This is a genomic window from Mesorhizobium liriopis (assembly GCF_024053505.1).
Lineage (GTDB): Bacteria > Pseudomonadota > Alphaproteobacteria > Rhizobiales > Rhizobiaceae > Mesorhizobium_B > Mesorhizobium_B liriopis.
Genome location: NZ_JAMXQS010000001.1, coordinates 255,659 through 281,108, shown reverse-complemented (window position 1 = coordinate 281,108; position 25,450 = coordinate 255,659). Strand labels below are relative to the sequence as shown.

The following is a 25,450-nucleotide window of genomic DNA, read 5'->3' as shown; positions in this document are numbered from 1 at the left end:
AGGTGGTACGGTTGCTCGGGATCGAACCGAGGACCTCCGGATCCACAATCCGGCGCTCTAACCATCTGAGCTACAACCGCCCATCGCGGCGCTTAAGGCGCGCCTCATTGGTGAGGGGTGCATACGCAGAAACGCTTTCGAGTTCAAGCATCTCGCGCGAGGATATCGCCCCTACCCCAAAAGAAAAAGGCCGGGGGGAGGACCCGGCCTTTCTCGTTCAAACCGGCTGGGAGGAGGATGCCGGCTTTCTCTGCAGGTTGGAGGGAGGAGGTTCCGTCCCGCAGGTCACTTGCGCCTTTAAGTCTTCAGGCGACCTTGAGTTCCCGCATCGCGGATTCGAAGTTCTCCTTCACCGGGCGCGACACATCCTCGGCGGCCTTGGTCGCGGCAGCCTGCAGGTCCTTGCCCTGGGAAACGAAGGTCTCGAAAGACGAGCGGAGATAGTTGGACTGAAGCTCGATCACTTCAGCGAAGGTTTTGGCACGCGTCAGGCTTTCGAGGTGGTCGAAACCGGCCAGCGTGTTTGTGCGCAGGGCTGCGATCGTCTTCAGCGAAAGCTCGCTGGTCGCTGCGCGACTGGTCTCCGCCGAAGTCTCGAAGGTCTTCTGTGCCCATTCGGCGCCCGACTTGATGCGCTCATAGGCCTGCTTGGACTGCTCGACGCCACGCTCGGCAAGAACGCGGAACTGGTCGGTGGCCTTCGACGTGTCGAAGGACGGGAACTCGACATTGTCGGAAAATTCATTCGCCATGGACTTTTCCTCACATCGTGGGCGGCGTGTGCGAAAGCAGAGCCGTCTTGTTGGGTACAGCGACCATATAGCGCATTTTATTGTGCAGTGCAACATAATGCTGCAACGCATCAAGGGACGGTGATTAACCTTGGCTCCAGTTAGCAGGGGCATGGTAGGAAGCGCCCGGTGGACGCCCTGCGGCCGAGCCAGTAGTAACAATGCGTTAACCCCAGGCAGACTCGTTCACCGAGCTGCCGGCAAGGCAAAGGTTCGACTGAGCGGATGAGTTGGGAATCATCCCTACCCGTGGATTTCGCAACGCTCGACGCGATCAAAGATCGATTCGCGCGTGGCGACGCGATTGTCGTGCTCAGCGCCGACCTTGGCGAGGTCTTGTGGGCCAACCTCGCCGGTGCGGTTTTGCTTGGCTTCGAAAGTGCGGATCGCACGGTCGGCCAGACTGCGCCGCTGGGTGTGCCCGCGCGCCGGCAATTGATGGCCACGCGCGGCTTTCCGCTGATCGGCGAAGACCGTCCCGTGGCCCTGCGCCTTGCGCGCGGCATGGTGAGCCTTTCGGCGAGCAGCCTGAACCTGCCGGATGGTGGCACCGCGATTCTGCTTTCGGAACAAGGCGCGCGTGAGCAGGAGGCGACCGAGGCCGGCGAAGCTCTGGCGAGTTTGCTGGGCGAAGCGCAGGACGCGCCCCGCGTCGCTTTTGATGCCACGCCCGGTTTTGCTGATATGGCCGGCGCCACGGCAGACGACCTGCATGCCTCTGAAGGGGGCCATGCCCTGCCGCTGGTGGAGGACGAAGGGGCTTCTGCCGAAACGCAGCCTGCGTCCGGGTCGCATCCCGACGACGCGGAAACCCGGTCGGCTGAAGCCGAGGCATCCGTCGAGCAGGAGCGAGCCGCCCCCGAAGCTTCGGTAGAGCCCAATCGCGATACGGCTCCAGCGCAGAAATCGAGCGAAATCGGAACGCCTGCCTCGCCGGGGGCTGAAGTTTCGTCCGAAGCCATTCCTGAACCAGCCGTTTCCGCGGAGTCCACCGAGGACACACCCAATCGTGGCGCCGAGCCCGTTCGCTTCACATGGCGCACGGATCAGGACACGCGGTTCAGCGCCCTGTCGCCGGAATTCGCCGATGCAGTCGGCATCGATGCGAGTGAACTGATCGGACAGCCCTTCGGGGCCGTCGCACAACGCTTCGGCCTCGATTCCGACGGCGAGATCACGGCGCTGCTTTCGGGTCGCGACACATGGTCGGGCCGTACCGTGCTCTGGCCGCTGGGGAGCGGCGATCTGGTTGTGCCCGTCGATCTGGCAGCCCTGCCGGTTCACGGTCGCAACCGCAGCTTCGAAGGCTTTCGCGGTTTCGGCATCGCGCGGCTTGCCGACGTCCAGGCTTTGGCAGCCGAGCCAGAGCCGGAAACTGAAACCGTGGCGATATCCGAAGACAGCGAGTGGGAAGACGCGCCGGTCGAGTTGGATGAGGACGAGGAACCCGGCGAACGCCTCGCGCCGCATGAGGAAAGCGCGTTTCGCGAGATCGGCGCGCGCCTGCGTGACCGCGAAGCGGAAGCCCGCCCCATCCGTCCTGAGTTGCGGCTGGTGGACTCCGAGGCCTCGGCTGCACCGGCCTTCCCTTCGGCTATCGCGGAGGATCACGACGAGCCCGACTTCGAGCCGACCGTGAACCATGCCGAGAACGACAACGGATCGGCAGGCGAGAGCGCCAACGGCCTGCGCTTCAAGCCCGACACCTCGATCCTCGAGCGGCTGCCCGTTCCGCTTCTCGTCCATTCGGGCGATCGGCTGCATTACGCCAATCCGGAATTCATGGCGCTGACGGGCTACGACACCGTTGAAGATCTTGCCGCGCGCGGTGGGCTCGATGCGCTGCTCGCCGGCCCGGAGGACAGCGACACCGAAACGCGCCCGATGCGGTTGCTGCGCTCGGATGGCGATGTCATTCCCGTCGATGCCGTCTTGCGCTCCGTGCCCTGGGGCGGCGGCACGGCCCTGCTGCTCGTGCTTCGCCGGCTCGACACGCCTGCGCCCCCCGCCGATGAAAAGGCGTCGGGAGAACTCGAACAGCGCGTGGCGGAACTGCGCACCATTCTCGACACCGCAACCGATGGTGTCGTGCTGATAGCACCCGACGGCACGATCCGCTCGCTCAGCCGACCTGCGGAAGCGCTGTTCGGCATCAACGGCGACGATGTGCGCGACAAGCCGTTCGGCAGCCTGTTCGCGGCCGAAAGCCAGCGCGCGGTCACCGATTATCTTGCCAGCCTCTCCAACCATGGCGTCGCCAGCGTGCTCAATGACGGGCGCGAGGTGATGGGCCGCGAGAAAGGCGGCGGGCTTCTGCCCGTCTTCATGACCATCGGCCGCCTGCCCGAAGACAGCGGCTTCTGCGCGGTTCTGCGCGACATCACCTCGTGGAAGAAGGCCGAAGAAGAACTCACGCAGTCGCGCACGATCGCCGAGCGCGCCTCCTCGCACAAGACCGACTTTCTCGCCCGCGTCTCCCACGAGATCCGGACGCCGCTCAACGCCATCATCGGCTTTTCAGAGCTGATGCTGGACGAGAAGTTCGGGCCGATCTCGAATGACCGCTATCGCGACTATCTGCGCGACATCAACCGCTCGGGCAACCATGTGCTCGATCTGGTCAACGATCTGCTCGACATCTCGAAGATCGAGGCCGGCGAGCAGGAGATGACTTACGAGGCTGTCTCGCTGAACGATGCGCTCGCCGAAACGGTCGCGACCATGCAGCCGCAGGCGAACCGCGAGCGGGTCATCATCCGCTCGAGCCTCGCGCCCAAGCTGCCGGATGTGGTGGCCGATCTGCGCTCGGTCCGCCAGATCGGGCTCAACATCATCTCCAATGCCGTGCGCTATACCCAGGCAGGTGGCCAGGTGATCGTGTCGACCGCGCTCGAACCCTCGGGCGATGTCTCGATGCGCGTGCGTGACACGGGCGTAGGAATGACGCAGGGCGAGATCGAGCAGGCGCTGAAGCCGTTCCGCCAGATCAATTCGCTCAAGCGTCCGCGCGGCGACGGCACCGGTCTCGGCCTGCCGCTGACCAAGGCGATGGTCGAGGCCAACCGCGCGCGGTTCTCGATTTCATCGACGCCGGGCGAAGGCACGCTGGTGGAAATCGTGTTTCCCTCGACGCGCGTTCTCGCAGAGTGAGTGGCCGGGTTCGGGCGTGAAACGTTGACGCCCTGCCCGACGCGTTCGATAACCGGGCATCCTCCCCGCATGCCCGTTCCAGACCGTACAAAGGAGATCTCGCCATGGCCTCGCGCGCTCTAAGAGCGGTTGTGGCAGTCTCGACGCTCCTTGCAGCTTTCACTCCCGCCTCTGCGCAGGAAGCGGTGGTCAACGTCTATACGTTTCGCCAACCGGACCTCATCAAGCCCGCGCTCGATGCCTTCACGACGGAAACCGGCATCCGGACCGAAGTACTTTTCGTGGACAAAGGCCTCGAAGACCGTATCGCGGCGGAAGGCGAGAACTCGCCTGCCGATGTCATCGTGACGGTGGATATCGCGCGCCTTTCCGCTGCCAAGGCGAAAGGGGTCACACAGGCGCTCGAAGACGAGACGGTCAATAGCAACATTCCGGCCAGCTATCGCGATCCGGAGAACCACTGGTTCGGCCTCACCAAGCGCGCCCGCGTGTTCTACGCCTACAACGCGCGCGTGCCGGAAAAGGTGATGTCCTATGCCGCGCTCAGTGACCCACGCTGGAAGGGCCGCCTGTGCTCGCGCTCGGGACAGCATGAGCACAATCTCGCACTGTTCTCCGCCGCCATCCTCCATTGGGGCGAACAGCGAACGGAGGAGTGGTTGAGGGGCATCAAGGCCAATCTCAGCGCTGCGCCCAGCGGCATGGAGCGCGATCAGGTGAAAGCCATTGCCGAGGGGCGATGCGATCTTGCGATCGGCAATGCCGATCAGGTCGGCTTCATGCAGACCAATGCCCGGTCGCCCGAACAGCAGGAATGGGCCAAGGCGATCCACATCGTGTTCCCCTTGTTCGAGAACGGCGCGACCCATGTGAACATCGCGGGCGCAGCCCTCGCACGCTACGCGCCGCATCGCGACAACGCGGTGAAGCTCATCCAATTCCTGTCGAGCCCACGGGGACAGCAGATCATGGCGGAGCAAAACTTCGAATATCCCGTCGAGCCGCGCCTGAAGGCGTCCACCGTCGTGCAGTCTTTCGGCCCGCTCACAGCAGACGCGTTGCTGATGGACGAAATCGAGAACACCCGCCAGCTGGCATCCGAAATCGTCGGGCGTATCGGTTACGACAACGGGCCTGAGCGCTGAGGCAAAAGAAAACGGCGTCCCGGAGAGGACGCCGCAAAGTAAATCTGCTGAACAAGGAAGATCGAGGGGTTCGATCGCGTGTCGATCAAGAGCCGTCGGGGGTTTTGCGCTCTTGAGAATGCGTGAACCATGCCAGCCCGGTTCTTAACGAGTTCTTACCGCCGAGCGGTGTTTGACCCGAGGCAGGCCACGCTTGCCGATCGCAGTAAATTTCCGCGTCACGTTTTCTTAACCACGATCAGGCGCGCATGGCCGCTTGCTCGTCGCGGCGGCGTTGCACTTCCCGGCATTTGTTGACGACGGAAGCCGTCAACACGCCGAGCGAGACGATGCCGATCAGGATCGTGCAGATGGCGTTGATCTCGGGCGTTACGCCCAGGCGCACCTGACTGTAGATCTTCATCGGCAGCGTGGTCGCGCCCGGACCGGAGGTGAAGCTCGCGATCACGAGATCGTCCAGCGACAGCGTGAAGGCGAGCATCCAGCCGGCGACCACGGCCGGCAGGATCAACGGCAGCGTGATGGCGAAAAAGGTTCGCGTCGGCGTCGCGCCCAGATCCATCGCCGCTTCCTCGAGGCTGCGGTCGAACGAAACGAGCCGCGACTGCACGACGACGGCCACGTAGCACATGGTGAAGGTGATGTGGGCGAGCGTCACGGTTGTGATGCCGCGGTCGAAGCCGAGCGAGACGAAGAGCAGGAGCAGCGACAGGCCGGTGATCACTTCCGGCATCACCAGCGGCGCGAAGACCATGCCGGAAAAGAGCAAACGGCCGCGAAAGCGCGTCCAGCGCGTCAGCGCAAGGGCTGCCATCGTGCCCAGCACGGTGGCGATGGTGGCCGAAATCACGCCGACGCGGGCGGTGACCCAGACGGCATCCATCAGGCCCTGGTTCGAAAGAAGCGTGCCGTACCACTTGGTCGAGAACCCGCCCCACACGGTCACCAGCCGCGACTCGTTGAACGAGAAGACGATCAGGATCACGATCGGCAGATAAAGAAACGCGAAGCCGAGCGTCACGGAGATGATGTTGAAGCGGCTCCAGCGGTTCACCGGCCCGCCTCCTGTGCCTGCGCCTGCGCACGCTGGAAATACATGATCGGCGCCACGAGGATGATCAGCAGGATCACCGCCACGGCCGATGAGACCGGCCAGTCACGGTTGGCAAAGAACTCGCTCCACAGCGTGCGGCCGATCATCAAGGTTTGCGAGCCGCCGAGCAGGTCGGGAATGACGAACTCGCCGACCGCCGGAATGAACACCAGCAGCGCGCCTGCGACCACGCCGGGAAGCGAGAGGGGGAAGGTGATCTTCCAGAAGGCGGCGGTGGGCGTGCAACCGAGATCCTGTGCCGCCTCGATCAGCGAATTGTCCATCTTCTCGAGCGACGCATAGAGCGGCAGCACCATGAAGGGCAGGTAGGAATAGACGATGCCGATGAAGATCGCCGTATAGGTGTTGAGGATGACCAAGGGCTGGCTGAAGAGGCCGATCGAGAGCAGCAGCTGGTTGAGCAGGCCCTCGGGCTTGAGGATGCCGATCCAAGCATAGACGCGGATCAGGAAGCTCGTCCAGAACGGCAGAATGACCAGCATCAGCAGCACGGGGCGCAGGCTCTGCGGCGCGCGCGCCATGCCGTACGCAATGGGATAGCCGACCAGCAGCGTCAGAACCGTTGAGATCGCCGCGATAATGACGCTCGTCACATAGGCGTTGAAGTAGAGCGCATCCTGCGTCAGCCAGAGATAGTTGTCGAAGGAGAACTCGCGAACGTTCGCCCACCACCCGCTCGGGCCATCGCTTGCCGTGAAGACCGGCGTATAGGGCGGAATGGCGATCGCAGTCTGCGACAGCGAGATTTTGACGACGATGAAGAAGGGAACGAGGAAGAAGAGCAGGAGCCAGAAATAGGGAACGGCGATCACGAGCCGTGAGGTGACGGCCTGGATAAAGCCGCCGCCATCGACCTTTCCCGTACCGCTCACCGGCGCGATTTTCGCTTCTGCCGCTTCCACCGCCATCGCCCGCTACCTCGTGAGCACGACGCCGGAATCGCGCGCGAAGGAAATCCAGGCGCGGTCGTTCCAGGTCAGCGGTTCCTCGACCACGCGCTGGCGGTTGAGCTGGCTCGTGCGCACCACGCGCCCATCGGGCAGACGCACGTGGATGAGCGTCATGTCGCCGAGATAGGCGATGTCCCACACTTCGCCTTCGGCCGTGTTCGGCCCCATCACTTCGGGCGCGCGGGCGGAAACCTTGATCTTTTCGGGGCGCACCGCATACCAGACCTTGGCACCCGCAGGCGCATCGGAGCCGTTGTCGGTGTCGATGGTGATCCCCTCGCCTTCGATCACGGCAGCGCTTCCCTCGCGCCGCGCGACCGTGCCTTCGAACAGGTTCACGCTGCCCACGAAATCGGCCACGAAGCGCGAGTTGGGTGCCTCGTAGATTTCGGCCGGCGTCGCCACCTGGCAGACCTTGCCCTTGTCCATGATGGCGATGCGGTCGGACATGGTCATCGCCTCTTCCTGATCGTGGGTGACGACCATGAAGGTGAGGCCGAGATCCTGTTGCAGGTCCATCAGTTCGAACTGGGTTTCCTCGCGCAGCTTCTTGTCGAGCGCGCCGAGCGGCTCGTCGAGCAGCAAGACCTTGGGCCGCTTGGCGACCGAGCGCGCGAGCGCCACGCGCTGGCGCTGGCCACCCGACAACTGGTGCGGCTTGCGCTTGGCGAACGCTTCGAGCTTCACCAGCCGCAGCATTTCGGTCACGCGCTTGGCGATTTCGGCCTTCGGCATCCCCTCCTGCTTGAGACCGAAGGCGATGTTGTCCTCCACGCTCATATGCGGGAACAACGCGTAGGACTGGAACATCATGTTGACGGGACGCCGATAGGGCGGAATGCCCACGAGATCCTGCCCGTCGAGCAGGATGCGGCCCCTGGTCGGCGTTTCGAAGCCCGCCAGCATGCGCAGGAGCGTGGACTTGCCGCAGCCCGAGGCGCCGAGCAGCGCGAAGAACTCGCGCTCGTAGATGCTGAGCGACAGGTCATCGACCGCCGTGAAGTCGCCGAACACCTTCGAGACGTTCTCGAAGACGATATAGGGCTTCGCCGCAGGATCGGCCCAAGGGGCGAAGCTGCGCCGGATGCTGCCGAGCGGTTTCATGCCTGCCCCCTGTGCTTCGGTCTTACTGGCCCGTGACGATCTTGGTCCAGGACCGCGTGACCACGCGCTGCGTGCGCGGATCATAGGGCTGCACGGTGAAGAGCTTGCCGAGCACCTCGTCGGACGGATAGATCGCGGTGTCGCCGCTCACTTCCTTGTCGAGCAACGGTTGCGAGGCCTTGTTGCCGTTCGCGTAGAACACGAAGTTCGAGGCCTTGGCTGCGACTTCCGGCTTCATCATGTAATTGATGAAGGCGTGCGCCTCCTCGACATGCTGGGCGTCGGCCGGGATTGCCATCTGGTCGAACCACATCTCGGCGCCCTGGCTCGGGATTGCGTAGGCGATCTCGACGCCCTGCCCGGCTTCGGACGCCCGGTCACGCGCCTGGAAAAGGTCGCCCGAGAAACCGACCGCCATGCAGATGTCGCCATTGGCCAGCGCGTTGATGTATTCCGACGAATGGAACTTGCGGATATAGGGCCGCACCGCCAGCAACGCCTCCTCAGCCTTCGCGATGTCATCCGGCGAGGATGAATCGGGCTTCAGGCCAAGATAGTTGAGCGTGGTGGGAATGATGTCCGTCGGCGAATCCAGCACATAGACGCCGCACTTCGACAGCTTCTCCATGTTCTCAGGCTTGAAGAACACGTCCCAGCTGTCGATCGTGTCGGTGCCGAGCGCTTCCTTGACCTTGGCGGTATTGTAGCCGATCCCGGTCGTGCCCCACATATAGTTGACGGAATACTCGTTGCCCGGATCGAAGGCGGCGACGCGTTGGGTCACCACATCCCACATGTTCGACAGGTTCGGCAGCTTGGACTTATCGAGCTTCTGGTAGACGCCGGCCTGAATCTGGCGGGCGAGGAAGGGAGAGGCAGTGGGAACGACCACATCATAGCCACTGCCGCCGGCAAGCAGTTTGGTCTCCAAGACCTCGTTGGAATCGTAGACGTCGTAGACGACCTTGATGCCGGTTTCCTTGGTGAAGTCTTCGAGGATCGTCGAGTCGATATAATCGGACCAGTTGTAGACGTTGACGACCTTCTCCTGCGCCGATGCGACCGTGGTCGGGATGACGAGTGCAGCCACTGCGGCTGAGGTGAAGAACACTTTTCCGACCAAACCGATCTTGCTTGCCATGCTCTGAAACAGCTCCCTGCTGAAAAATCGTGCTCGAAACCGAGCGTATGAAGGTTTGTGCAGCGCGGCAAGCCGGCTTTCCACAGCATCGAACCTGTTTCGCAAAGAATTGCGACAGTTCATTGTGGGAGATTGACGCCCGTGGTTCCCGGCTTCTGCGGACGGCGCTGGCGCGCGAATTCCAGCCCGAGATGGAGCAGCAGGGCGCAAAAGACAATGGCGCCGCCGATCAAGGTGCGCGAAGCGGGCACCTGACCATGGATCAGCCAGACCCAGATCGGGCTCAAGACCGTTTCCATGGTCCCAAGAAGGGCCGCGAGTGCGGCCGGGACAAGCCGGGCACCCGATGCGAAGAGCGCCAAGCCGAGGCCCAGATTGAGCATGCCGAAGGCTGCGAGAAGCGCGAAGTCGCCGGCTCCCACTGCGAAACTCGGTGCCTGAGTTGCCGCGAAGAGGGCGGCCAGCACCATGCCCAGGCAGTTGGCCGGGGTCATGCGGACATGGGAAAAACGGCGGGTGATCACGGTCGCCACGGCGAAGACGACTGCGATGGTCAGCGCCAGGGCATTACCGGCGAACGACCCACTGCTGCCGAACGAGTCGGACACCATGACGGCTACGCCTGCAATCACGGCGGCAATCGCGATCCAAGTGGCAAGCGAGATACGCTCGCGGAACACGAGAAAAGCCAGAAGCGCTGCAAAGAGCGGAACGCCGGCCTGCATCAGCACGATATTCGCGACGGTCGTGAGGCTGACGGCAATCACGAAACACGAGCCGGCAATGCCGAAACAGACGGCCACGGCCACGCCGGGCACGCCCATGCGCCGGAACATCCGGACGGTCTCGGGCCAGCCGTCGCGCCAGAGCATGAAGCCGAGCAGAAAAGCCGCAGCCCAGAGCGTGCGCCAGAACACAACGGTCCAGCTCGACAGGTCGGCCAGAAACAGAGCCAGCGTGCCGCTGCTGCTCCAGACGATGGCGGACAACAGCACGAGCAACGCGCCCACGCGTTCCGAACCTAACGCGGGAACAGCCGGAACGGCAGGCAACACAGCCTTCGCGGAGGAGGTCATCGGGCGGTCTTCGTGTTGGATCAAGGCAATTGATTCCGGCAATAGCCGAAACCTCGGACGGGGGATATCACGCCAGCGACGCGCGGTGGATGAAGCGCGGATCGGCAGCGGAGCGAGCGCGCTTTCGGCTGGCCCAAGCGCCTCCCCTTCCCAAGCGTGGGCGCGGGCGGCTATAGTCGAGCAATCCGCAACCTCATCCGGTGAATGATGCCACCTGCGAAAAAGCCAGCCCAACCGTCGAAAAACGGAGGGCGCTTTCGCACGCCTCCCTTCGTGAACAATCTGCGCGGCGTGAAGGACTGGAAGGAAGCGGGAGATTGGCTCGACTATCGCCAGATCGAGGACATCGAGTGCATCACGCCCGATCAGGCGGGTGTCGCGCGCGGCAAGATGATGCCGTCCAAGAAATTCACCTCGAACACCTCGCTGGCCCTGCCCTCGGCGGTGTTCATGACGACGATCTCGGGCGGCTATCCGGAGGATGGCAACGGCTTCTCCTATCCGGAGGACGACGGCGACCTGAAGCTCGTTCCCGACCTTTCCACGCTCTGCAAGGTGCCGTGGGAGGACGATCCGACGGCCCAGGTGATCTGCGATCTCGTTCATCAGGACGGCCGCCGCGTCGAGTTCACCCCACGCAACGTGTTGCGCCGGGTGGTCGCCGCCTATGAGGCGCAAGGCTTGAAGCCGGTGGTGGCGCCCGAGATCGAATTCTATCTCGTGCGCAAGAACCCGGACCCCGACTATCCTCTGACGCCGCCCGTCGGCCGTTCGGGCCGGGCCATCGGCGGCGGTGCGGGTTACTCGATCGCGGGCGTCAACGAGTTCGACGAGCTGATCGACGACATCTACCATTTTTCGGAGGGCCAGGGCCTCGAGATCGATACGTTGATCCACGAGGAGGGTGCCGGCCAGCTCGAAATCAACCTGCGCCATGGCGATCCGGTGGAGCTGGCCGATCAGGTCTTCCTGTTCAAGCGCACGATCCGCGAAGCGGCGCTCAAGCACGAAATCTACGCGACCTTCATGGCCAAGCCCATTCAGGGCCAGCCGGGTTCGGCCATGCATATCCACCAGTCGATCGTCGATGCGAAGACCGGCAAGAACGTCTTTTCGGAAAAGGACGGGTCGGAAACCGATGCGTTCGCGCATTTCATCGGCGGCATGCAGAAGCACATTCCAAGCGCGCTGGTGATGTTCGCGCCTTACGTGAACTCCTATCGACGGCTGACCCAGGCGGCATCCGCGCCGGTCAACACCAAATGGGGTTACGACAACCGCACGACCGCCTTCCGCGTGCCGCGTTCGGACCCGGCAGCACGGCGCGTGGAGAACCGCATCCCCTCTTCCGACGCCAATCCCTATCTCGCGATCGCCGCTTCGCTCGCCTGCGGATTGATCGGCATCAGGGATCGCATCGCGCCTGACGCGCCGGTGGTGACGACCGCGAACGCAGACCAGATCGACCTGCCGCGCTCGCTCCTGGAAGCCGTGGACCTGTTCGAAGCCGACGAGGACCTGCGCAACATTCTGGGCAACTCCTTCATCTCGACCTATGCGGCCATCAAGCGCGCCGAGTTCGAGACCTTCATGGAAGTGATCAGCCCTTGGGAGCGGGAATATCTGTTGCTGAATGTGTGAGGCTACGCTTCGGCCCGCCTCCCCCGCTCGCAACAATCCGTCCCGTCCCGGTGTTTCGCCATGAGCTACCAGTCTCCCATTTCGCCCGGCATCTCGTGGTATGAGGCGACCGCCGGCGAACGGCCGGCCTATCCGGCGCTCGATGGCGAAACCCGCGCGGATGTGGCGATCATCGGGGGCGGCTTCACCGGATTGTCTGCGGCCGCACACCTTGCGCAGCGCGGCGTCGATGTCGTGCTGATCGAAGGCGCGCGCTTCGGCGACGGCGCCTCGGGGCGCAATGGCGGGCAGATGGGCACCGGCCAGCGGCTTTGGCCGGAAGAGCTCGAGGCGGAACTGGGCCTCACCCGCGCCAAGGCGCTGTTCGATCTCGCCGAAGAAGCCAAGGCGCATCTGCTCGACTTCACGCGAACGCACGGCATCGATGTCGATTTCACGCCGGGCCAGCTCTCGGTGGTGCACAAGAAGCGCTATCTCGACGAATATCGCCGCCATGCCGACCTGATGCGCGAGCGGTTCGACTATCCGCATATCAGCGTGATGGATGCCCGGGAGACTGCCGAGCGGCTCGGCTCGACGCGCTACCATGGCGGCATTCGCGATGCGGGCACCGGGCATGTGCATCCGATGAAGCTGGTGATCGGCACCGCGCGGGTGGCGGCACAGGCGGGCGCGAGGCTTCATGAGAATACGAAGGCGCTCGGCATCGAAGCCACGGGTGGCAAGGTTCGCATCAGAACCGCGCGTGGTACGATCACGGCGGACAAGGCGCTCGTCGCGGTCAATGCCTATGGCGGCGAACTCGAGCCCGAGAGCGCGGCGCATGTGATGCCGATCAGCTCGTTCATCGGTGCGACGGTGCCGCTGGGCGACCATAGCCCTGTGCTGCCTGGCCGCGAATCGGTGGACGATTCGCGCTTCGTGGTGCGCTATTTTCGGCGAACGCCCACGGGCGAGCTGCTGTTCGGCGGGCGCGAGGTCTATACGAGCGCAGCTCCCAACGATCTGGCCGCATCCATGCAGCGGCAGATCGCGGAAGTTTATCCGGCGCTGAAAGATGTGGAGATCACGCATGCCTGGGGCGGCTCGGTGGGGATCACCATGCCGCGCAAGCCTTTCGTGCGCGAGGTGATGCCGGGCGTGATCTCGGCTGGCGGCTATTCCGGCCACGGCGTGATGCTCGCCAATTTCGTGGGCAAGCTCTACGCCGAAACGGTTGCGGGAAACCGCGACCGGCTCAAGCTGTTCGAGGAGCTGAAGGTGCCGGCCTTTCCCGGCGGGCGGCGCTTCCGCGCGCCCCTGATGTTTCTCGCCATGAGCTGGTACGCGCTGCGCGACCGGATCTAACGGCCAAAAGGGCGCCAGACAGGCGCCCTTTTCGTTCCGGGTCGAGACGGTGCTTAGCGCTTGTCGACGCTGAGCGCGCCGGGGCCGGCGAAGAAGAGGTAGAGGAAGACGAAGCAGAACAGGATGGCCGCGTCGCCGCCGTTGAGAACCGGATAGAAGTTCTGCGGGGCGTGCATCAGGAAATAGGCGATAGCCATCATGCCGCTGAGCAGGAACGCCACCGGGCGTGTCAGGAAGCCGACGAGGATCAGGATGCCGCCGACGATTTCGAGGATGGATGCGACCAGCAGAAGCGTGGGCAGGCTGCCGTCTGCCTGGAGATAGGGGAACGGTGCGGGGAACGAGAAGAGCTTCTGTGTGCCGTGCGCGATGAAGAGCAGCGCGGAGATGATGCGCAGGGCGGCGAGCGCATAGGGCGAGTAGATGGAAAGACGGTCGAACACTTGAGGCAACTTTCTTGGGAGTGAAGTTGCGTGGAAGCTGGCCGAATTGTCGCAGGCGCACAAGCCGCGCGACGGCGAACGCTCCGTTCACCCACAGGATCGCAATCGCCTTGTCACTCGGCCGTGCCATTCCAGCGACGTTTGAAACCGTGGCGCGAGCGGAAGCACTGAACCATCTCCGATCCGGAAGGAGATGATGCCAGGGCCCACTTCCACCATCGCCCGCATCTGGCGGGGCAGAAGCGCGCCCGAGAGGGCCGACGAGTACGAGCGCTGTCATTTCGAGGAAGGCATTCTGCCGCTGCGCGAAAAAGCGCTGGGCGTGCAGACGTTCCGAAAGAACGCGGACGGCTATTCGGAATTCATGACCATCTCCTACCGGGCGGGCGAGCCATCCATGGCGTCGTTTTCCGGCGGCGACCCGCGTGCGATTGATCGTCTGCTGCGCGACGAGGAGTTCCTGCTCAGGCTGCCGGCCGAGGTGCAGGCGACACGGTTGCTCGGCGGCCACGGTCAAACAGGATGAGTGACCGAGAACGGAGCGTTCTCGTCTCCGCGCTTGCGAGAATGAGCGGCGAACACTAGGTTCCGCCCCGCAAGGCGAGCAGCCGCCGAGTGCTGTTTTTGCCGTTTTGTCGCAATGCGACGCTATAGGCACTAGCGTTTTTAAATCGATTTGATATGTGAGCGGGCAGAAGCCGCGCTCCTTCGTGCGAACCTTCCAAGGCAGACCATGACCAGCCAGACCATTCCCGTCGATCCGTTCGACTTCGTTGTTTTCGGCGCCACGGGCGATCTTGCGGAGCGCAAGCTCCTGCCTGCGCTCTACCAGCGCCAGCGTGCCGGCCAGTTCGCCGAGCCCACGCGCATCATCGGCTCCTCGCGCACCAAGATGTCGAGCCAGGAGTACCGCGACTTCGCCGACAAGGCGTTGCGCGAGCACCTGCCCAAGGGCGACCTCGACGAGGAGCAGCTCAAGACCTTCATCGCGCGCCTGGAATATGCCGCCGCGGACGGCAGTTCCGGTGAGGGTTTCGAGGATATCAAGACGCTGGTGGACGGCGACGATCGCATCCGTGTTTTCTACATGGCGGTGGCGCCACAGCTGTTCGGCTCGATCTCGCAGAACCTCGAAAAGACAGGTCTGATCACGCCGGCCTCGCGCATCGTGGTGGAAAAGCCGATCGGGCGCAGCCTGGAATCGGCCAAGGCGCTCAACGACGAGATCGGCCGCCATTTCAAGGAAGCGCAGATCTTCCGCATCGATCACTATCTCGGCAAGGAAACGGTGCAGAACCTGATGGCGCTGCGCTTCGCCAACGCGCTCTACGAGCCGCTCTGGCGCCATGGCCATATCGACCACGTTCAGATCACGGTGGCCGAAACCGTGGGCCTCGAGGATCGCGTGTCCTATTATGACAAGGCCGGCGCGCTTCGCGACATGGTGCAGAACCACATCCTGCAGCTGCTCTGCCTCGTCGCCATGGAAGTGCCGAACTCCTTCGACGGCGACGCCGTGCGCGACGAGAAGCTGAAGGTCCTGCGCTCGCTCAAGCGCATCAACGGTGCGGAATCCCCGCGCGTGACCGTTCGCGGCCAGTACAAGGCGGGCGCTTCCGCCGGTGGTGCGGTGAAGGGCTATGCGGACGAGCTGGGCTCCGAAAGCGGCACCGAGACATTCGTGGCGATCAAGGCCGAGTTGGACAACTGGCGCTGGGCCGGCGTGCCCTTCTACCTGCGCACGGGCAAGCGTCTCGCAAGCCGGCTTTCCGAGATCGTGATCGAGTTCAAGAAGATCCCGCACTCGATCTTCGACGAGAGCGCGGGCGTCATCTCCAACAACCAGCTGATCATCCGCCTGCAGCCCGACGAGGGCGTAAAGCAGGTGATCATGATCAAGGATCCGGGCCCGGGCGGCATGCGCCTGCGCTCGGTCCCGCTCGACATGACCTTCGCGGAATCCTTCGGCGAGCGCAATCCGGACGCCTATGAGCGCCTGATCATGGATGTGGTGCGTGGCAACCAGACGCTGTTCATGCGCCGCGACGAGGTCGAGGCCGCATGGAAGTGGATCGACCCGATCCTGCAGGGCTGGGAAGAAAACCGCCAGGAGCCGCAGGCTTACACAGCAGGCACCTGGGGCCCTTCGGGCTCGATCGCGCTGATCGAGCGCGACGGCCGCACCTGGCACGAAAGCGAATGACGGAGGCGCGCTTCCACTGGCGCGAGTTCGGCTCGCGCGAGGAACTGGCGCAACGCTTGAGCGAGGCGGTGTCACGCCGCCTTGCACAGGCCGTGGAAACCAAGGGCACCGGGCTTCTTGCCGTTTCCGGCGGCTCGACACCCAAGCGCTTCTTCGAAGTGCTGTCGGGCGCTGAAATCCCTTGGGCGCAAACGACCGTGACACTTTGCGACGAGCGTTTCGTGCCGCCTGCGCATGAGCGCTCGAACGAGAAGCTGGTGCGCGAGAACCTGTTGACCCACAAAGCCGAAGCCGCGCGCTTCCTGCCGCTGTTTCATCAGGCCGAAGACGTCGAGCAGGCCGCGAAGCTGGCGGATTCCGAGTTCGCGCAAAGCCCGCTGCCGCTCGACGTGGCCGTGCTCGGCATGGGCAATGACGGGCACACGCTGTCCTTTTTTCCGGATGCGCAGGAATTGGGCCTGGCGCTCGACCGCGCCAACCCGAAGCGCGTGATGGCGATCCATGCGGCGAGCACCGAGGAGCCTCGGCTGACACTGACGCTGCCGCTCGTGGTGCATGCCGGCCAGACATTCCTGCATATCGAAGGCGCAGCCAAGCGCGAGGCCTTCGAGCACGCGATGGCATCCGATCCGGCTCTGCCGATCCGCGTCGTCGCTGAAGCGCTCGAACGTCCCATCGAGGTGTTCTGGGCACCCTGAGATATAACCTGACCCGCAAGGAGGCACGGCGATGACCGCCGCACCCACAATCGAAGCCGTCACCAACCGTATCCGCGAGCGCTCGCGGGCCAGCCGTGAGGCCTATCTCGCGCGGGTGGATGCAGGCGAGCGACGCGGCGCCAACCGCGCGGTGTTGGGCTGCGGCAACCTCGCGCACGGCTTCGCCGTCTGCTCGCCCGCCGAAAAGGCGATGCTGGCCGAAAACCGGGTGCCCAATCTCGGTATCATCACCTCCTACAACGACATGCTCTCGGCGCATCAGCCGTTCGAGACCTATCCGGCGCTGATCCGTGAGGCGGCGCGCCAGGCAGGCGGCGTGGCGCAGGTCGCGGGCGGCGTGCCGGCCATGTGCGACGGCGTGACCCAGGGCCAGCCAGGCATGGAGCTGTCGCTTTTCTCGCGCGACGTGATCGCGATGTCGGCGGCCGTCGGACTGTCGCACAACATGTTCGATGCGGCCGTCTTCCTCGGCGTCTGCGACAAGATCGTGCCGGGGCTCGTGATCGCGGCCCTCACCTTCGGCCATCTTCCGGCAGTGTTCGTGCCCGCCGGGCCGATGACCTCGGGCTTGCCCAACGACGAGAAGGCGAAGGTTCGCCAGCTCTATGCGGAGGGCAAGATCGGACGCGCGGAACTGCTGGAGGCCGAATCCAAATCCTATCACGGGCCGGGCACCTGCACCTTCTACGGCACGGCGAATTCCAACCAGATGCTGATGGAGATCATGGGCCTGCACACGCCGGGCGCCTCCTTCGTCAATCCGAACACGCCCTTGCGCGATGCGCTGACGCGGGAGGCGACCAAGCGCGCGCTGGCGATCACCGCACTCGGCAACGAATTCACGCCTGTGGGCCGCATGATCGACGAGCGTTCGGTAGTGAACGGCGTCGTCGGCCTTCATGCGACGGGCGGCTCGACCAATCACACGATTCACCTGATCGCGATGGCGGCGGCAGCCGGCATCAAGCTGACCTGGGGTGATATCTCCGACCTGGCGGATGCGGTGCCGCTTCTGGCGCGCGTTTATCCGAACGGGCTGGCCGACGTGAACCATTTCCAGGCCGCAGGCGGCATGGGCTTCTTGATCCGTGAGCTGCTCGATGGCGGGTTGCTGCATGAGGACGTCCAGACGATCTGGGGCGAAGGCTTGCGCGGCTATGCGGTCGAGGCGCGGCTCGGGGCCGACGGGACGGTGGCGCGCGAGGCGGCACCGCTTGAAAGCGGCGACCCGAAGGTCTTGGCGAAGCTGCCGCAGGCGTTCCAGCCATCGGGCGGGCTCAAGGTTCTGGAAGGCAATCTGGGGCGGGGCGTCATCAAGACCTCTGCGGTGAAGCCGGATCGCCACCTGATTGAGGCGCCGGCTGTGGTGTTCCACGATCAGGAAGAGCTGAACGCGGCGTTCAAGGAAGGGCGACTGACGGGTGACCTCGTGGCCGTGGTGCGGTTCCAGGGGCCGAAGGCCAACGGGATGCCCGAACTGCACAAGCTCACCGTCGCGCTCGGCATTCTGCAGGATCGCGGGTTCCGGGTGGCGCTGGTGACGGACGGGCGCATGTCCGGTGCGTCAGGCAAGGTGCCCGCGGCGATACATATTACGCCCGAGGCGCTGGATGGTGGTTCGATCGGCAAGATCCGCGATGGCGATATGATTCGTCTCGATGCCGAGAATGGCACGCTGGATGTACTGGTGGACGAAAGTGAGCTGCTTGTGCGGGAAATCCCGACGGTGAGCCTCGCGCACAACCAGTTTGGAATGGGGCGCGAACTGTTCTCAGGCTTCCGCGCGCTGGTGGGCCGCGCGGACGAAGGCGCGAGCGCTTTCGCGGCCTGACACCTCGAGCGGGCGGGGCGCCGAGCGCCCTGCCCTCACGCTGCCGCTTCCACGTCCTCCTCGATGCTTTCTTCCTCCGCTTCGAGCACCGGCTCGTCGTCTTTTTCGAGGCCGAACCTTGCCGCGACATCGGGCGCGTAGCGGAGCAGGTCGGGGCGGAGCTTGAGCAGGCTCAGGTCCTTGGATTTCGATTCCAGCATCACGTCGAAGACCATGCCTTCGGCGTCGCGCATGAAGCGGGCGAATTCGAAGGGGTTCACGAAATCGGCGTGACCGGTCCAGATCGGGGGCGCGAGGACCTTCACCTTCTTGCCGGTCTTGCGGTCCTTGCGCTCGAGCGTGCGCATTTCGGTGCGGGGGCTGGAGAAGTGAATCTTCGGGCGCACACCCTCGGGCCATGAGGCGAGCACGCGCGCCAAGCCCTCGACCATGTCGAGGCCTTCGGGGTTGAGGCACCAGTGGTGCTGGTAGTCGAAGATCAGGCGCACGCCGGTGTGCTCGTGGATCCAGAGCACGTCAGAGACGGAAAAACGGAGGTCGTCGTTTTCGAGCACGAGACGGCGGCGCACGGGTTCGGGAAGCGTCTTCCAGGTCTCGGCCCAGCGGGCGCGGGAGGCTTCGTGATCGTCATAGACGCCGCCGACATGGGTGACCATCACGGCTTCGGGCCCGAGCCCCATGCGGTCGAGCATGTCGGCCTGGCTGAGCATATCGGCGATGCTCTTGCGGGTCAGTTCCGGGTCGGGGCTGTTGAGGAGCACGTACTGGCTCGGGTGGAAGGAAAGGCGCATGTCGAGATCGCGCGCCTTCTTGCCGAAGGCGGCGAGTTCGGCGTCGCTTTCCGCCACCATGGTGTGGAACTGCGGCATATCGGGATGCGTCGCGTATGGGGCGACGTCCGATGACATGCGGTACATGTCGATGCGGTGTTTCGCGAGATAGTCGAGGATCGCGTCGAGATATTCGAGGCTGACCTTGAGATGCGGGTTGGACTGCCAGCGGCGCGCATCGTTGCTCTTGAGGCCTTCCACGCCCAGAACCTTGACGGGAAAGCCGAGGCGCATCGGTCTGCTGGTCATGGCTGGTCTCATGGCTGGTCTCCGAAACCGAGTTTTTCGAGAAAGATGCGCCAGTCGGCGGGCTTGAGCGCGCCGCCCGAGGCCTGGCGGTGGCCGCGGCCATATTGCTCGTCGGCACCCGGCGGGCGGTTCTGCGCGAAGAATTCGAGCAGGTCGTGCGCGCCGGATGTGCGGGCGGCGAAGTGGATGCGGTCGGGCGAATAGGCGGTGTTGGCCGCAATCACGATCTTGTTCTTCAACCGCCCGCGCCAGCTCTGGGCGACGAGCGGGTGGATCTGGCAGGGGGAAGCGAACTGGACGAGGGCGACATCGCCGACCACCTTGGGCCCCACGCGCTTGGCGCGGTCGAGTTCTTCGTTCACCTCGGCCTTGGCGGCGAGAAGGGCCTGGGTTTCAGGGAACTTGCCGCTCGTCACATCCTTGGGACCCTCGCCTTTCATCAAAAGGGCGAGCGCTGGCCGCGTGTCGGCGGCGGAAGCGCGGCGGGGGGCGTTGATGAGGGAAACGGCGTTGCGCAGTGCCGTGATGCCGTAGCGCGCGCGGGCAGCCTCGAGTTCGGGCCACGGATCCTTGTCGGCGAGATCGCCGATGAGGCCGATTGCCGCGAGCCAGAGGAGGTCGTCGGTGTCGCCGAGCGCCGCGCAGGCGCGGAGGGCGAGAAGGCTGGAGGTGGGGATCGGGTCGGATGCGGCGCCCGAGATCGTGACCGCCTCGTCGGGGAAGCCGGTGGGGACGTGGTGATCGACCACGATCGTCGGGATGTGCGGGGCGATCGAGCCGCTGCTGGTGCCGAGATCGGTGACGATGAGGCCGCCATAATCGGCGTCCTTCATCTCGGCGCGCATCGCATCCGACCACGCGTTCTCGCCGCGGCCGACGATGCGGGGCTCTGCCTGCCAACCGGCGCGGGCGAGAGAGCGCAGGAATATCGCGGTCGCGGACAGGCCGTCGGCGTCGAAATGGCCCATCACGAGGATAGGCTTTTCTTTGCTGAACCGTTCGATGCCTTCCGCGAAGAGGGCCTTGGCGGCGAGTTCCTTGGTGTCCGGCGGGGGCACGTGCGTGATCATGGGGTGGTGAACGCCAAGCGGCGCGGAACGTTCGCACGCGCCTCACCTTTTCAAAAGCGCGCGCGGGACGGTGGATTGCGGCAGCGGCTTGCCGCTGGCGAGGCGCCGCACGAGAAGCTCCATGCCTTCGCTGCGCGCTTCCACATCCGGGCCGGGCTGGCCGCGACAGTCGAGGCGGGGTGTGGTGGAGGGCGACAGGCAGCTTTCGAAGCGGCGGCATTCGCGGCGGGTGCAGCGGCGATAAACGCCGTCGAGGTTGAGTGCCCAGAGGCGCACGGACAGGATGTCCTCGCTGAACGCCTCTTCCGGCTTGAGCGGGAGCCGGTCCTCCACGGCGAGATAGCGGGTGGGCGCTTTTTTAAGCGGCTTGCGGCGCATCGCGGGATCGGGCTCCGTTTGCTTGAGGGCGTCGTTGTGGGAGGTGCAGGCGCGCTAAAACGCTGCCGCGCTGGGAACCCAGCCGGGGTTTTCGGGGAAAAGCGCAGTCGGGAAGCCGGCGCATGGCGCTTGCCGTCAGTCGCTTTAGTGTAAGCATGGCTCGCGCCATGCGCCGGTGCGGTGTTCTTGCCCTAGGTCCACAGAGCGCGGCGCTACCCACGCTCCTCACTTGGGGCCCGGGCTTAGGGGCTCATCACCCAGCCATGCGAACCGACCCGCACGACCAACCCGGCACCGTCTCCCTCGCGTGTCCTCGGTTCATGACCCGCCTTCCCGAGAAGGAGCGAGGGGGAGGATATGGCAGGGCGGGAGGGGGTGAATGAAATTAAAACCACTTCTCGCAACTTGTCCGATCTTAGCGGGTAATCCGCGATTTTATGGAACCTCGCACGCCTTTTCGTGCACAGGCTAGTTTATCCATTGCACGCACAGAATTTTACTTGCGAATAAATCATATCTCCGCTGGATCAACTCGCGTTACTCAGCCAATTAAAAGGGCAGCAGGTTGAACTCGTTTTCGGTTGATCACATCGTTGACGATGTTCCCTTTTTGTTCTAGACACGAGGGGTGACGGGGAAATATGTCGAAGAGATTTTTTGAGGAACGCAGCGATCAGTCCGAAGTGAAAGCGCGGATCGTCGAGAAGTATTTCAACGCATGGGCGCAGGTCGTAATGCCTACCGCAGAGAGGAGAGATGGGAAAATTGCGTACATCGATTTGTACGCGGGTCCGGGCAGGTACAGGGATGGTTCAGCGTCAACACCACTATTGGTCATTGAACGAGCGATAGCACATCCGAAAATGTCTAAGATGCTTGTAGCATTGCTGAATGATGCCAATAAGGACAATTCATCGACGCTGGAAGCAGAAATTGGTAAGCTCCCCGGCATTGACTCGTTAAGATTCAAACCGGAAATCGCATGCGGCGAAGTTGATGAGGACGCGGCAAAGTACTTTCTGCAGACTCGGATGATCCCATCATTTTCCTTTGTTGATCCATTCGGATACAAGGGGCTTTCACTTGAGATCGTGAATGGCGTCATCAAAGACTGGGGATGCGACTGCGTTTTCTTCTTCAATTACAATCGTATCAATGCAGGAATTAACAATCCTGCAGTCGCTAAACATATGAACGCACTATTCGGCGAAAGGCGTGCGGATCAACTTAGAGAAGAGTTGAAAAATAAATCACCCGAACTGCGTGAAGCCCTCATTTTAGAAGCGCTTGCTGAGGAGATTAAGCGGCTTGGAGGAACGTATGTTCTTCCCTTCACCTTCAAGAATGCTAACGGGACAAGGACGTCTCACAAGCTAATTTTTGTTTCCACACATTTTAAGGGCTACGATATCATGAAGGATATCATGGCTAAAGAGAGCTCTACGCATGACGAAGGAGTACCTTCATTGACGTACTCCCCCGCTGACGCAGACATGCCTCTTCTTTTCTCACTTTCGAGGCCCTTAAGTGCTTTGGAACAAGATCTTTTGACAAGTTTCGCCGGAAGAGAAGTAAACTTCGAAACGATGTACGAAGAGCATAGTGTGGATCGCCCGTACATTCGGCCCAACTATCGAGATATCCTGAAAAAGTTGGAGGGTGAGAACAAGATCACCGCACGCTCCACAAAAGGGAAACGGCGAGCGAACACCTATCCAGATCATGTTCTACTCAAGTTTCCGAAGGAGACTTAAATGGCTACCAATTCCGGTATCGAATGGACTGAGGCTACTTGGAACCCAGTAGCTGGCTGCACCATCATTTCGCCTGGATGCACGAATTGCTACGCGATGCGAATGGCTGGGCGCCTAGAAGCAATGGGTCAGCCTAAATATACCGGCACGACAAGAATATCAGGGGGGCGCCCGAAGTGGAACGGACGTATAAACCTTGATTATAAGGCGCTTCGTGCACCGCATCAGTGGAGGAAAGGCAGACACATATTCGTCAATTCGATGTCTGATCTTTTTCACGAAGATGTCCCCTTGGATTTCATAAGGGAAGTTTTTGCGGTGATGGGAGAAACGCCACGCCATACGTATCAGGTTCTGACTAAGAGAGCTGATCGACTCAGGGAAATTTCCAGTTCTTTGATCTGGCATCAAAATATATGGATGGGGGTTAGCGTCGAGAATTCTGACTATCTTTTCAGGGTCGATGATCTCCGTGTATCCGGCGCAAAAATTAAATTTCTAAGCTTGGAGCCCTTGCTCGGACCACTGGATGACTTGCAGCTTCATGGGATCGATTGGGTCATCGCTGGCGGGGAAAGTGGGCCCGGTGCCCGACCCATGGATGCCGAATGGGTGAGAACCATTCGCGATCTTTGCGAGATTTCGAACGTCGCTTTCCATTTCAAGCAATGGGGCGGTGTTAACAAGAAGAGTACCGGTCGCGTTTTGGATAATAGGACTTGGGATGAAATGCCAGGAGGAGCGCTATCGTCCTCATTCATCTAGGGGGCGTCATAATAGCGGACTCGCACGCTTAGCTTTTACAAGCGCTGTCGTTCTCAATAAGTCGTCCGCCGCTCCTCGCTCGGCGGCCGTCCAAACAGCAACCGGTAGCTCTGCGCGAAGTAGCTGTGGGAGGTGAAGCCGGTGGCGATGGCGACGTCGAGGATGGGCATGTTGGTTTGGCGCAGAAGCTCGCGGGCGCGTTCGAGGCGCAGGCGCATGTAGTAGCGGCCGGGCGTCACCGAGAGATGGCGCAGGAACAGGCGCTCGACCTGGCGCACGGACAGGCCCGCCCCCTTCGCCAGCTGCACCGCCGACAAGGGCTCGTCGAGATGGTCGGCCATGGTTTCCACGATGCGGCGCAGCTTGTCGGACTTGGCCGAAAGGTCGCGCTCGGGGCCCACGCGCTGGCGGTCGGTGGCCGAGCGGATGCGCTCGTGCTGGAACTGGTTGGCCACCAAATTGGCGAGGTTGGCGCCGTGATCGGTGCGGATGATCTCCAGCATCAGGTCGATCGAGGTCGTGCCGCCCGCGCAGGTGTAGCGCTTGCGGTCGATCTCGAACACGTTGCCGGTGCATTCGATCTCGGGGAATTTTTCCTGAAAGCCGGCGCGGTTCTCCCAGTGGATGGTGCAGCGGAACCCGTCGAGCTGGCCGGCTTCGGCCAGGATATGCGCGCCGACCGAAAGGCCGCCGAGCGCCGCTCCCTTTCGGCCGAGCGCGCGCAAGGCAGCGAGCGCCTTGCTCTTGCCAGGGAATTCGAGCGCAAGCCCTGCGCAGACGAACAGGATATCCACGGCGCCGAGGTCGGACACGGCATAATCGACCTTGAGCGGCAGGCCGTTCGACGCCGTCACCGCATCGCCATCGACGGACACGGTGGTCCAGGAATAGCTGTCGTGGCCGAGCAGGCGATTGGCCGAGCGCACGGCATCGATGGCGGCTGCGAGGCTGAACATCGCGAACTTGTCGACGAGCAGGAAGGCGAAGTGGCGGGTGGGCGTGAGCGGTTCGGGCATGAGGCGGCCGGGATGAGGGTGCGGCCGGTTTTAGCGTGGGGAGGTGGGCGGTGATAGGGGCCGGGCGACGCGGGGTTTAGGGCCAGCGGCGGGGGTGGTTCGTGAGAACGGGTTGCGGACGTGTTGCGCCAAGCGGCCAGCCTGTTCCCCGCCCATTGCCCCTCCCCACGGGTGGGAGGGGGACATCTTTGCCGAGCCTCACTTCAAAGCTTGTCGGCTGGCTCAACGGAATGGGGCCCAGGGGCGGAATCGAACCACCGACACTGCAATTTTCAATCGCATGCTCTACCGACTGAGCGACCGGGACACTCCGGTCGACAGGTACAGATGCCACGCTCACGTCCTTCCCTCCTCGTTTCGGGGAGGGGTAAGGGGTGGGGGTGACGCCTCGGCTATTCCAACCCATCAGCAGATAAACCCGACGCCTCCTGTGGGGATGAGAGGCATCGGCCGTACGGTTTGCTCGCGTTTCAGAACGGGTTCCGACCCGCTGCACGGGTGGTGACAGCACGAGGCGTGGATTCGCGGGCCTCGGGCCCGAGCCGGGAGGCCATGCCATGAGGGTGGCATGCCTTCGGGCGTGGAGACCGGGGGCCGTCGGGGTTTCCGGGGCACTGGCAGGGGTTTGAGCGTCGTCCCTGCCCTCTACGCGATGGCGCAAGGGCTGCTGTCCGCCCCGCTCCTCATATGGCTCGGGGCCTGCGACGCTCGAGAAGCCTGCTCTATGGCTTAT

20 protein-coding genes, 2 tRNA genes and 1 pseudogene are annotated in these 25,450 nt (G+C 63.1%); 10 read left to right on the top strand and 13 right to left on the bottom strand.

Features of this window, described 5'->3' with window-relative positions:
* Positions 1-3 precede the first annotated feature (3 nt).
* Together NGM99_RS01335 and NGM99_RS01330 are read right to left on the bottom strand one after the other, a co-directional pair.
* Positions 4-80, bottom strand: a tRNA-His gene (locus tag NGM99_RS01335).
* Positions 81-305: 225 nt separating this feature from the next.
* Positions 306-752, bottom strand: a complete 447-nt coding sequence (locus NGM99_RS01330; RefSeq protein ID WP_252815245.1) for a phasin — start codon at positions 750-752, stop codon at positions 306-308.
* Between the two features lie 1,347 nt (positions 753-2,099).
* On the opposite strand from NGM99_RS01330, the pseudogene NGM99_RS21875 reads away from it, so the two are divergent.
* A pseudogene (locus NGM99_RS21875) lies at positions 2,100-3,941 on the top strand (PAS domain-containing sensor histidine kinase); the annotation flags it as partial.
* A 104-nt stretch (positions 3,942-4,045) separates the two neighbouring features.
* Complete coding sequence (locus tag NGM99_RS01320; protein ID WP_252815243.1) at positions 4,046-5,086, top strand: extracellular solute-binding protein; 1,041 nt, start codon at positions 4,046-4,048, stop codon at positions 5,084-5,086.
* 238 nt (positions 5,087-5,324) lie between these two features.
* Here the strand turns inward: NGM99_RS01320 and NGM99_RS01315 are convergent, their stop codons facing one another.
* The 5 genes from NGM99_RS01315 to NGM99_RS01295 all read right to left on the bottom strand — a co-directional run bounded on the left by NGM99_RS01315 (position 5,325) and on the right by NGM99_RS01295 (position 10,471).
* The gene (locus tag NGM99_RS01315) at positions 5,325-6,140 is read right to left on the bottom strand and encodes an ABC transporter permease (protein ID WP_252815242.1); all 816 of its coding nucleotides are present in this window, start codon (positions 6,138-6,140) and stop codon (positions 5,325-5,327) included.
* Positions 6,137-7,108, bottom strand: a complete 972-nt coding sequence (locus NGM99_RS01310) for an ABC transporter permease subunit (RefSeq protein WP_252815241.1) — start codon at positions 7,106-7,108, stop codon at positions 6,137-6,139. Before NGM99_RS01310 ends, NGM99_RS01315 begins: the two co-directional genes overlap by 4 nt.
* Before the next feature lie 6 nt (positions 7,109-7,114).
* Positions 7,115-8,254, bottom strand: a complete 1,140-nt coding sequence (locus NGM99_RS01305; RefSeq protein WP_252815240.1) for an ABC transporter ATP-binding protein — start codon at positions 8,252-8,254, stop codon at positions 7,115-7,117.
* A 22-nt stretch (positions 8,255-8,276) separates the two neighbouring features.
* Entirely contained in the window at positions 8,277-9,395 is a 1,119-nt protein-coding gene (locus NGM99_RS01300; protein ID WP_252815239.1) for a polyamine ABC transporter substrate-binding protein, read from the bottom strand.
* A 119-nt stretch (positions 9,396-9,514) separates the two neighbouring features.
* Positions 9,515-10,471, bottom strand: a complete 957-nt coding sequence (locus NGM99_RS01295; RefSeq protein ID WP_252815238.1) for a DMT family transporter — start codon at positions 10,469-10,471, stop codon at positions 9,515-9,517.
* Between the two features lie 204 nt (positions 10,472-10,675).
* On the opposite strand from NGM99_RS01295, the gene NGM99_RS01290 reads away from it, so the two are divergent.
* Positions 10,676-12,112, top strand: a complete 1,437-nt coding sequence (locus NGM99_RS01290) for a glutamine synthetase family protein (RefSeq protein ID WP_252815237.1) — start codon at positions 10,676-10,678, stop codon at positions 12,110-12,112.
* A 60-nt stretch (positions 12,113-12,172) separates the two neighbouring features.
* Positions 12,173-13,459 carry an NAD(P)/FAD-dependent oxidoreductase gene (locus tag NGM99_RS01285; protein WP_252815236.1) on the top strand — a complete coding sequence of 429 codons (1,287 nt, stop codon included), beginning with the start codon at positions 12,173-12,175 and terminating at the stop codon, positions 13,457-13,459.
* Positions 13,460-13,512: 53 nt separating this feature from the next.
* Here the strand turns inward: NGM99_RS01285 and NGM99_RS01280 are convergent, their stop codons facing one another.
* Entirely contained in the window at positions 13,513-13,902 is a 390-nt protein-coding gene (locus NGM99_RS01280) for a DoxX family protein (RefSeq protein WP_252815235.1), read from the bottom strand.
* Between the two features lie 196 nt (positions 13,903-14,098).
* On the opposite strand from NGM99_RS01280, the gene NGM99_RS01275 reads away from it, so the two are divergent.
* From NGM99_RS01275 to edd, 4 genes are all read left to right on the top strand, one after another.
* On the top strand, positions 14,099-14,428 hold the full coding sequence (locus NGM99_RS01275) for a hypothetical protein (RefSeq protein WP_252815234.1): 330 nt from the start codon (positions 14,099-14,101) through the stop codon (positions 14,426-14,428).
* Between the two features lie 207 nt (positions 14,429-14,635).
* Positions 14,636-16,105: a glucose-6-phosphate dehydrogenase gene (zwf, locus tag NGM99_RS01270; protein WP_252815233.1), complete on the top strand. Its 1,470-nt coding sequence runs from the start codon at positions 14,636-14,638 to the stop codon at positions 16,103-16,105.
* Complete coding sequence (gene pgl / locus NGM99_RS01265) at positions 16,102-16,803, top strand: 6-phosphogluconolactonase (RefSeq protein ID WP_252815232.1); 702 nt, start codon at positions 16,102-16,104, stop codon at positions 16,801-16,803. The genes zwf and pgl overlap by 4 nt, the downstream gene beginning before the upstream one ends.
* Positions 16,804-16,834: 31 nt before the next feature.
* Positions 16,835-18,655, top strand: a complete 1,821-nt coding sequence (edd, locus tag NGM99_RS01260; RefSeq protein WP_252815231.1) for a phosphogluconate dehydratase — start codon at positions 16,835-16,837, stop codon at positions 18,653-18,655.
* A 35-nt stretch (positions 18,656-18,690) separates the two neighbouring features.
* On the opposite strand, the gene uvsE is transcribed toward edd, so the two are convergent.
* Genes uvsE through NGM99_RS01245 form a run of 3 tightly spaced genes read right to left on the bottom strand, consistent with a single transcriptional unit; the run spans position 18,691 to position 21,182 of the window.
* Positions 18,691-19,734: a UV DNA damage repair endonuclease UvsE gene (gene uvsE, locus NGM99_RS01255; RefSeq protein WP_252815230.1), complete on the bottom strand. Its 1,044-nt coding sequence runs from the start codon at positions 19,732-19,734 to the stop codon at positions 18,691-18,693.
* A gap of 8 nt (positions 19,735-19,742) precedes the next feature.
* Positions 19,743-20,804, bottom strand: a complete 1,062-nt coding sequence (locus NGM99_RS01250) for a DHH family phosphoesterase (RefSeq protein ID WP_252815229.1) — start codon at positions 20,802-20,804, stop codon at positions 19,743-19,745.
* A 42-nt stretch (positions 20,805-20,846) separates the two neighbouring features.
* Positions 20,847-21,182 (bottom strand): hypothetical protein, encoded by a 336-nt coding sequence (locus NGM99_RS01245; RefSeq protein ID WP_252815228.1) that lies wholly within the window; start codon positions 21,180-21,182, stop codon positions 20,847-20,849.
* 641 nt (positions 21,183-21,823) lie between these two features.
* On the opposite strand from NGM99_RS01245, the gene NGM99_RS01240 reads away from it, so the two are divergent.
* Both NGM99_RS01240 and NGM99_RS01235 read left to right on the top strand, forming a co-directional pair.
* On the top strand, positions 21,824-22,936 hold the full coding sequence (locus NGM99_RS01240; protein WP_252815227.1) for a three-Cys-motif partner protein TcmP: 1,113 nt from the start codon (positions 21,824-21,826) through the stop codon (positions 22,934-22,936).
* Entirely contained in the window at positions 22,937-23,701 is a 765-nt protein-coding gene (locus NGM99_RS01235) for a DUF5131 family protein (protein WP_252815226.1), read from the top strand.
* Positions 23,702-23,754: 53 nt separating this feature from the next.
* On the opposite strand, the gene NGM99_RS01230 is transcribed toward NGM99_RS01235, so the two are convergent.
* Complete coding sequence (locus NGM99_RS01230; RefSeq protein WP_252815225.1) at positions 23,755-24,717, bottom strand: GlxA family transcriptional regulator; 963 nt, start codon at positions 24,715-24,717, stop codon at positions 23,755-23,757.
* Positions 24,718-24,948: 231 nt separating this feature from the next.
* Positions 24,949-25,024, bottom strand: a tRNA-Phe gene (locus NGM99_RS01225).
* Positions 25,025-25,450: the final 426 nt, after the last annotated feature.

Bases quoted from the DNA above. Each gene is read 5' to 3' on its own strand.
- NGM99_RS01240 (WP_252815227.1), top strand. From the start codon at position 21,824: ATGTCGAAGAGATTTTTTGAGGAACGCAGCGATCAGTCCGAAGTGAAA.
- uvsE (WP_252815230.1), bottom strand. From the start codon at position 19,734: ATGACCAGCAGACCGATGCGCCTCGGCTTTCCCGTCAAGGTTCTGGGC.
- NGM99_RS01250 (WP_252815229.1), bottom strand. From the start codon at position 20,804: ATGATCACGCACGTGCCCCCGCCGGACACCAAGGAACTCGCCGCCAAG.
- pgl (WP_252815232.1), top strand. From the start codon at position 16,102: ATGACGGAGGCGCGCTTCCACTGGCGCGAGTTCGGCTCGCGCGAGGAA.
- NGM99_RS01320 (WP_252815243.1), top strand. From the start codon at position 4,046: ATGGCCTCGCGCGCTCTAAGAGCGGTTGTGGCAGTCTCGACGCTCCTT.
- NGM99_RS01295 (WP_252815238.1), bottom strand. From the start codon at position 10,471: ATGACCTCCTCCGCGAAGGCTGTGTTGCCTGCCGTTCCGGCTGTTCCC.
- zwf (WP_252815233.1), top strand. From the start codon at position 14,636: ATGACCAGCCAGACCATTCCCGTCGATCCGTTCGACTTCGTTGTTTTC.
- NGM99_RS01235 (WP_252815226.1), top strand. From the start codon at position 22,937: ATGGCTACCAATTCCGGTATCGAATGGACTGAGGCTACTTGGAACCCA.
- NGM99_RS01310 (WP_252815241.1), bottom strand. From the start codon at position 7,108: ATGGCGGTGGAAGCGGCAGAAGCGAAAATCGCGCCGGTGAGCGGTACG.
- edd (WP_252815231.1), top strand. From the start codon at position 16,835: ATGACCGCCGCACCCACAATCGAAGCCGTCACCAACCGTATCCGCGAG.
- NGM99_RS01230 (WP_252815225.1), bottom strand. From the start codon at position 24,717: ATGCCCGAACCGCTCACGCCCACCCGCCACTTCGCCTTCCTGCTCGTC.
- NGM99_RS01285 (WP_252815236.1), top strand. From the start codon at position 12,173: ATGAGCTACCAGTCTCCCATTTCGCCCGGCATCTCGTGGTATGAGGCG.
- NGM99_RS01275 (WP_252815234.1), top strand. From the start codon at position 14,099: ATGCCAGGGCCCACTTCCACCATCGCCCGCATCTGGCGGGGCAGAAGC.
- NGM99_RS01305 (WP_252815240.1), bottom strand. From the start codon at position 8,254: ATGAAACCGCTCGGCAGCATCCGGCGCAGCTTCGCCCCTTGGGCCGAT.
- NGM99_RS01290 (WP_252815237.1), top strand. From the start codon at position 10,676: ATGATGCCACCTGCGAAAAAGCCAGCCCAACCGTCGAAAAACGGAGGG.
- NGM99_RS01245 (WP_252815228.1), bottom strand. From the start codon at position 21,182: ATGCGCCGCAAGCCGCTTAAAAAAGCGCCCACCCGCTATCTCGCCGTG.
- NGM99_RS01300 (WP_252815239.1), bottom strand. From the start codon at position 9,395: ATGGCAAGCAAGATCGGTTTGGTCGGAAAAGTGTTCTTCACCTCAGCC.
- NGM99_RS01330 (WP_252815245.1), bottom strand. From the start codon at position 752: ATGGCGAATGAATTTTCCGACAATGTCGAGTTCCCGTCCTTCGACACG.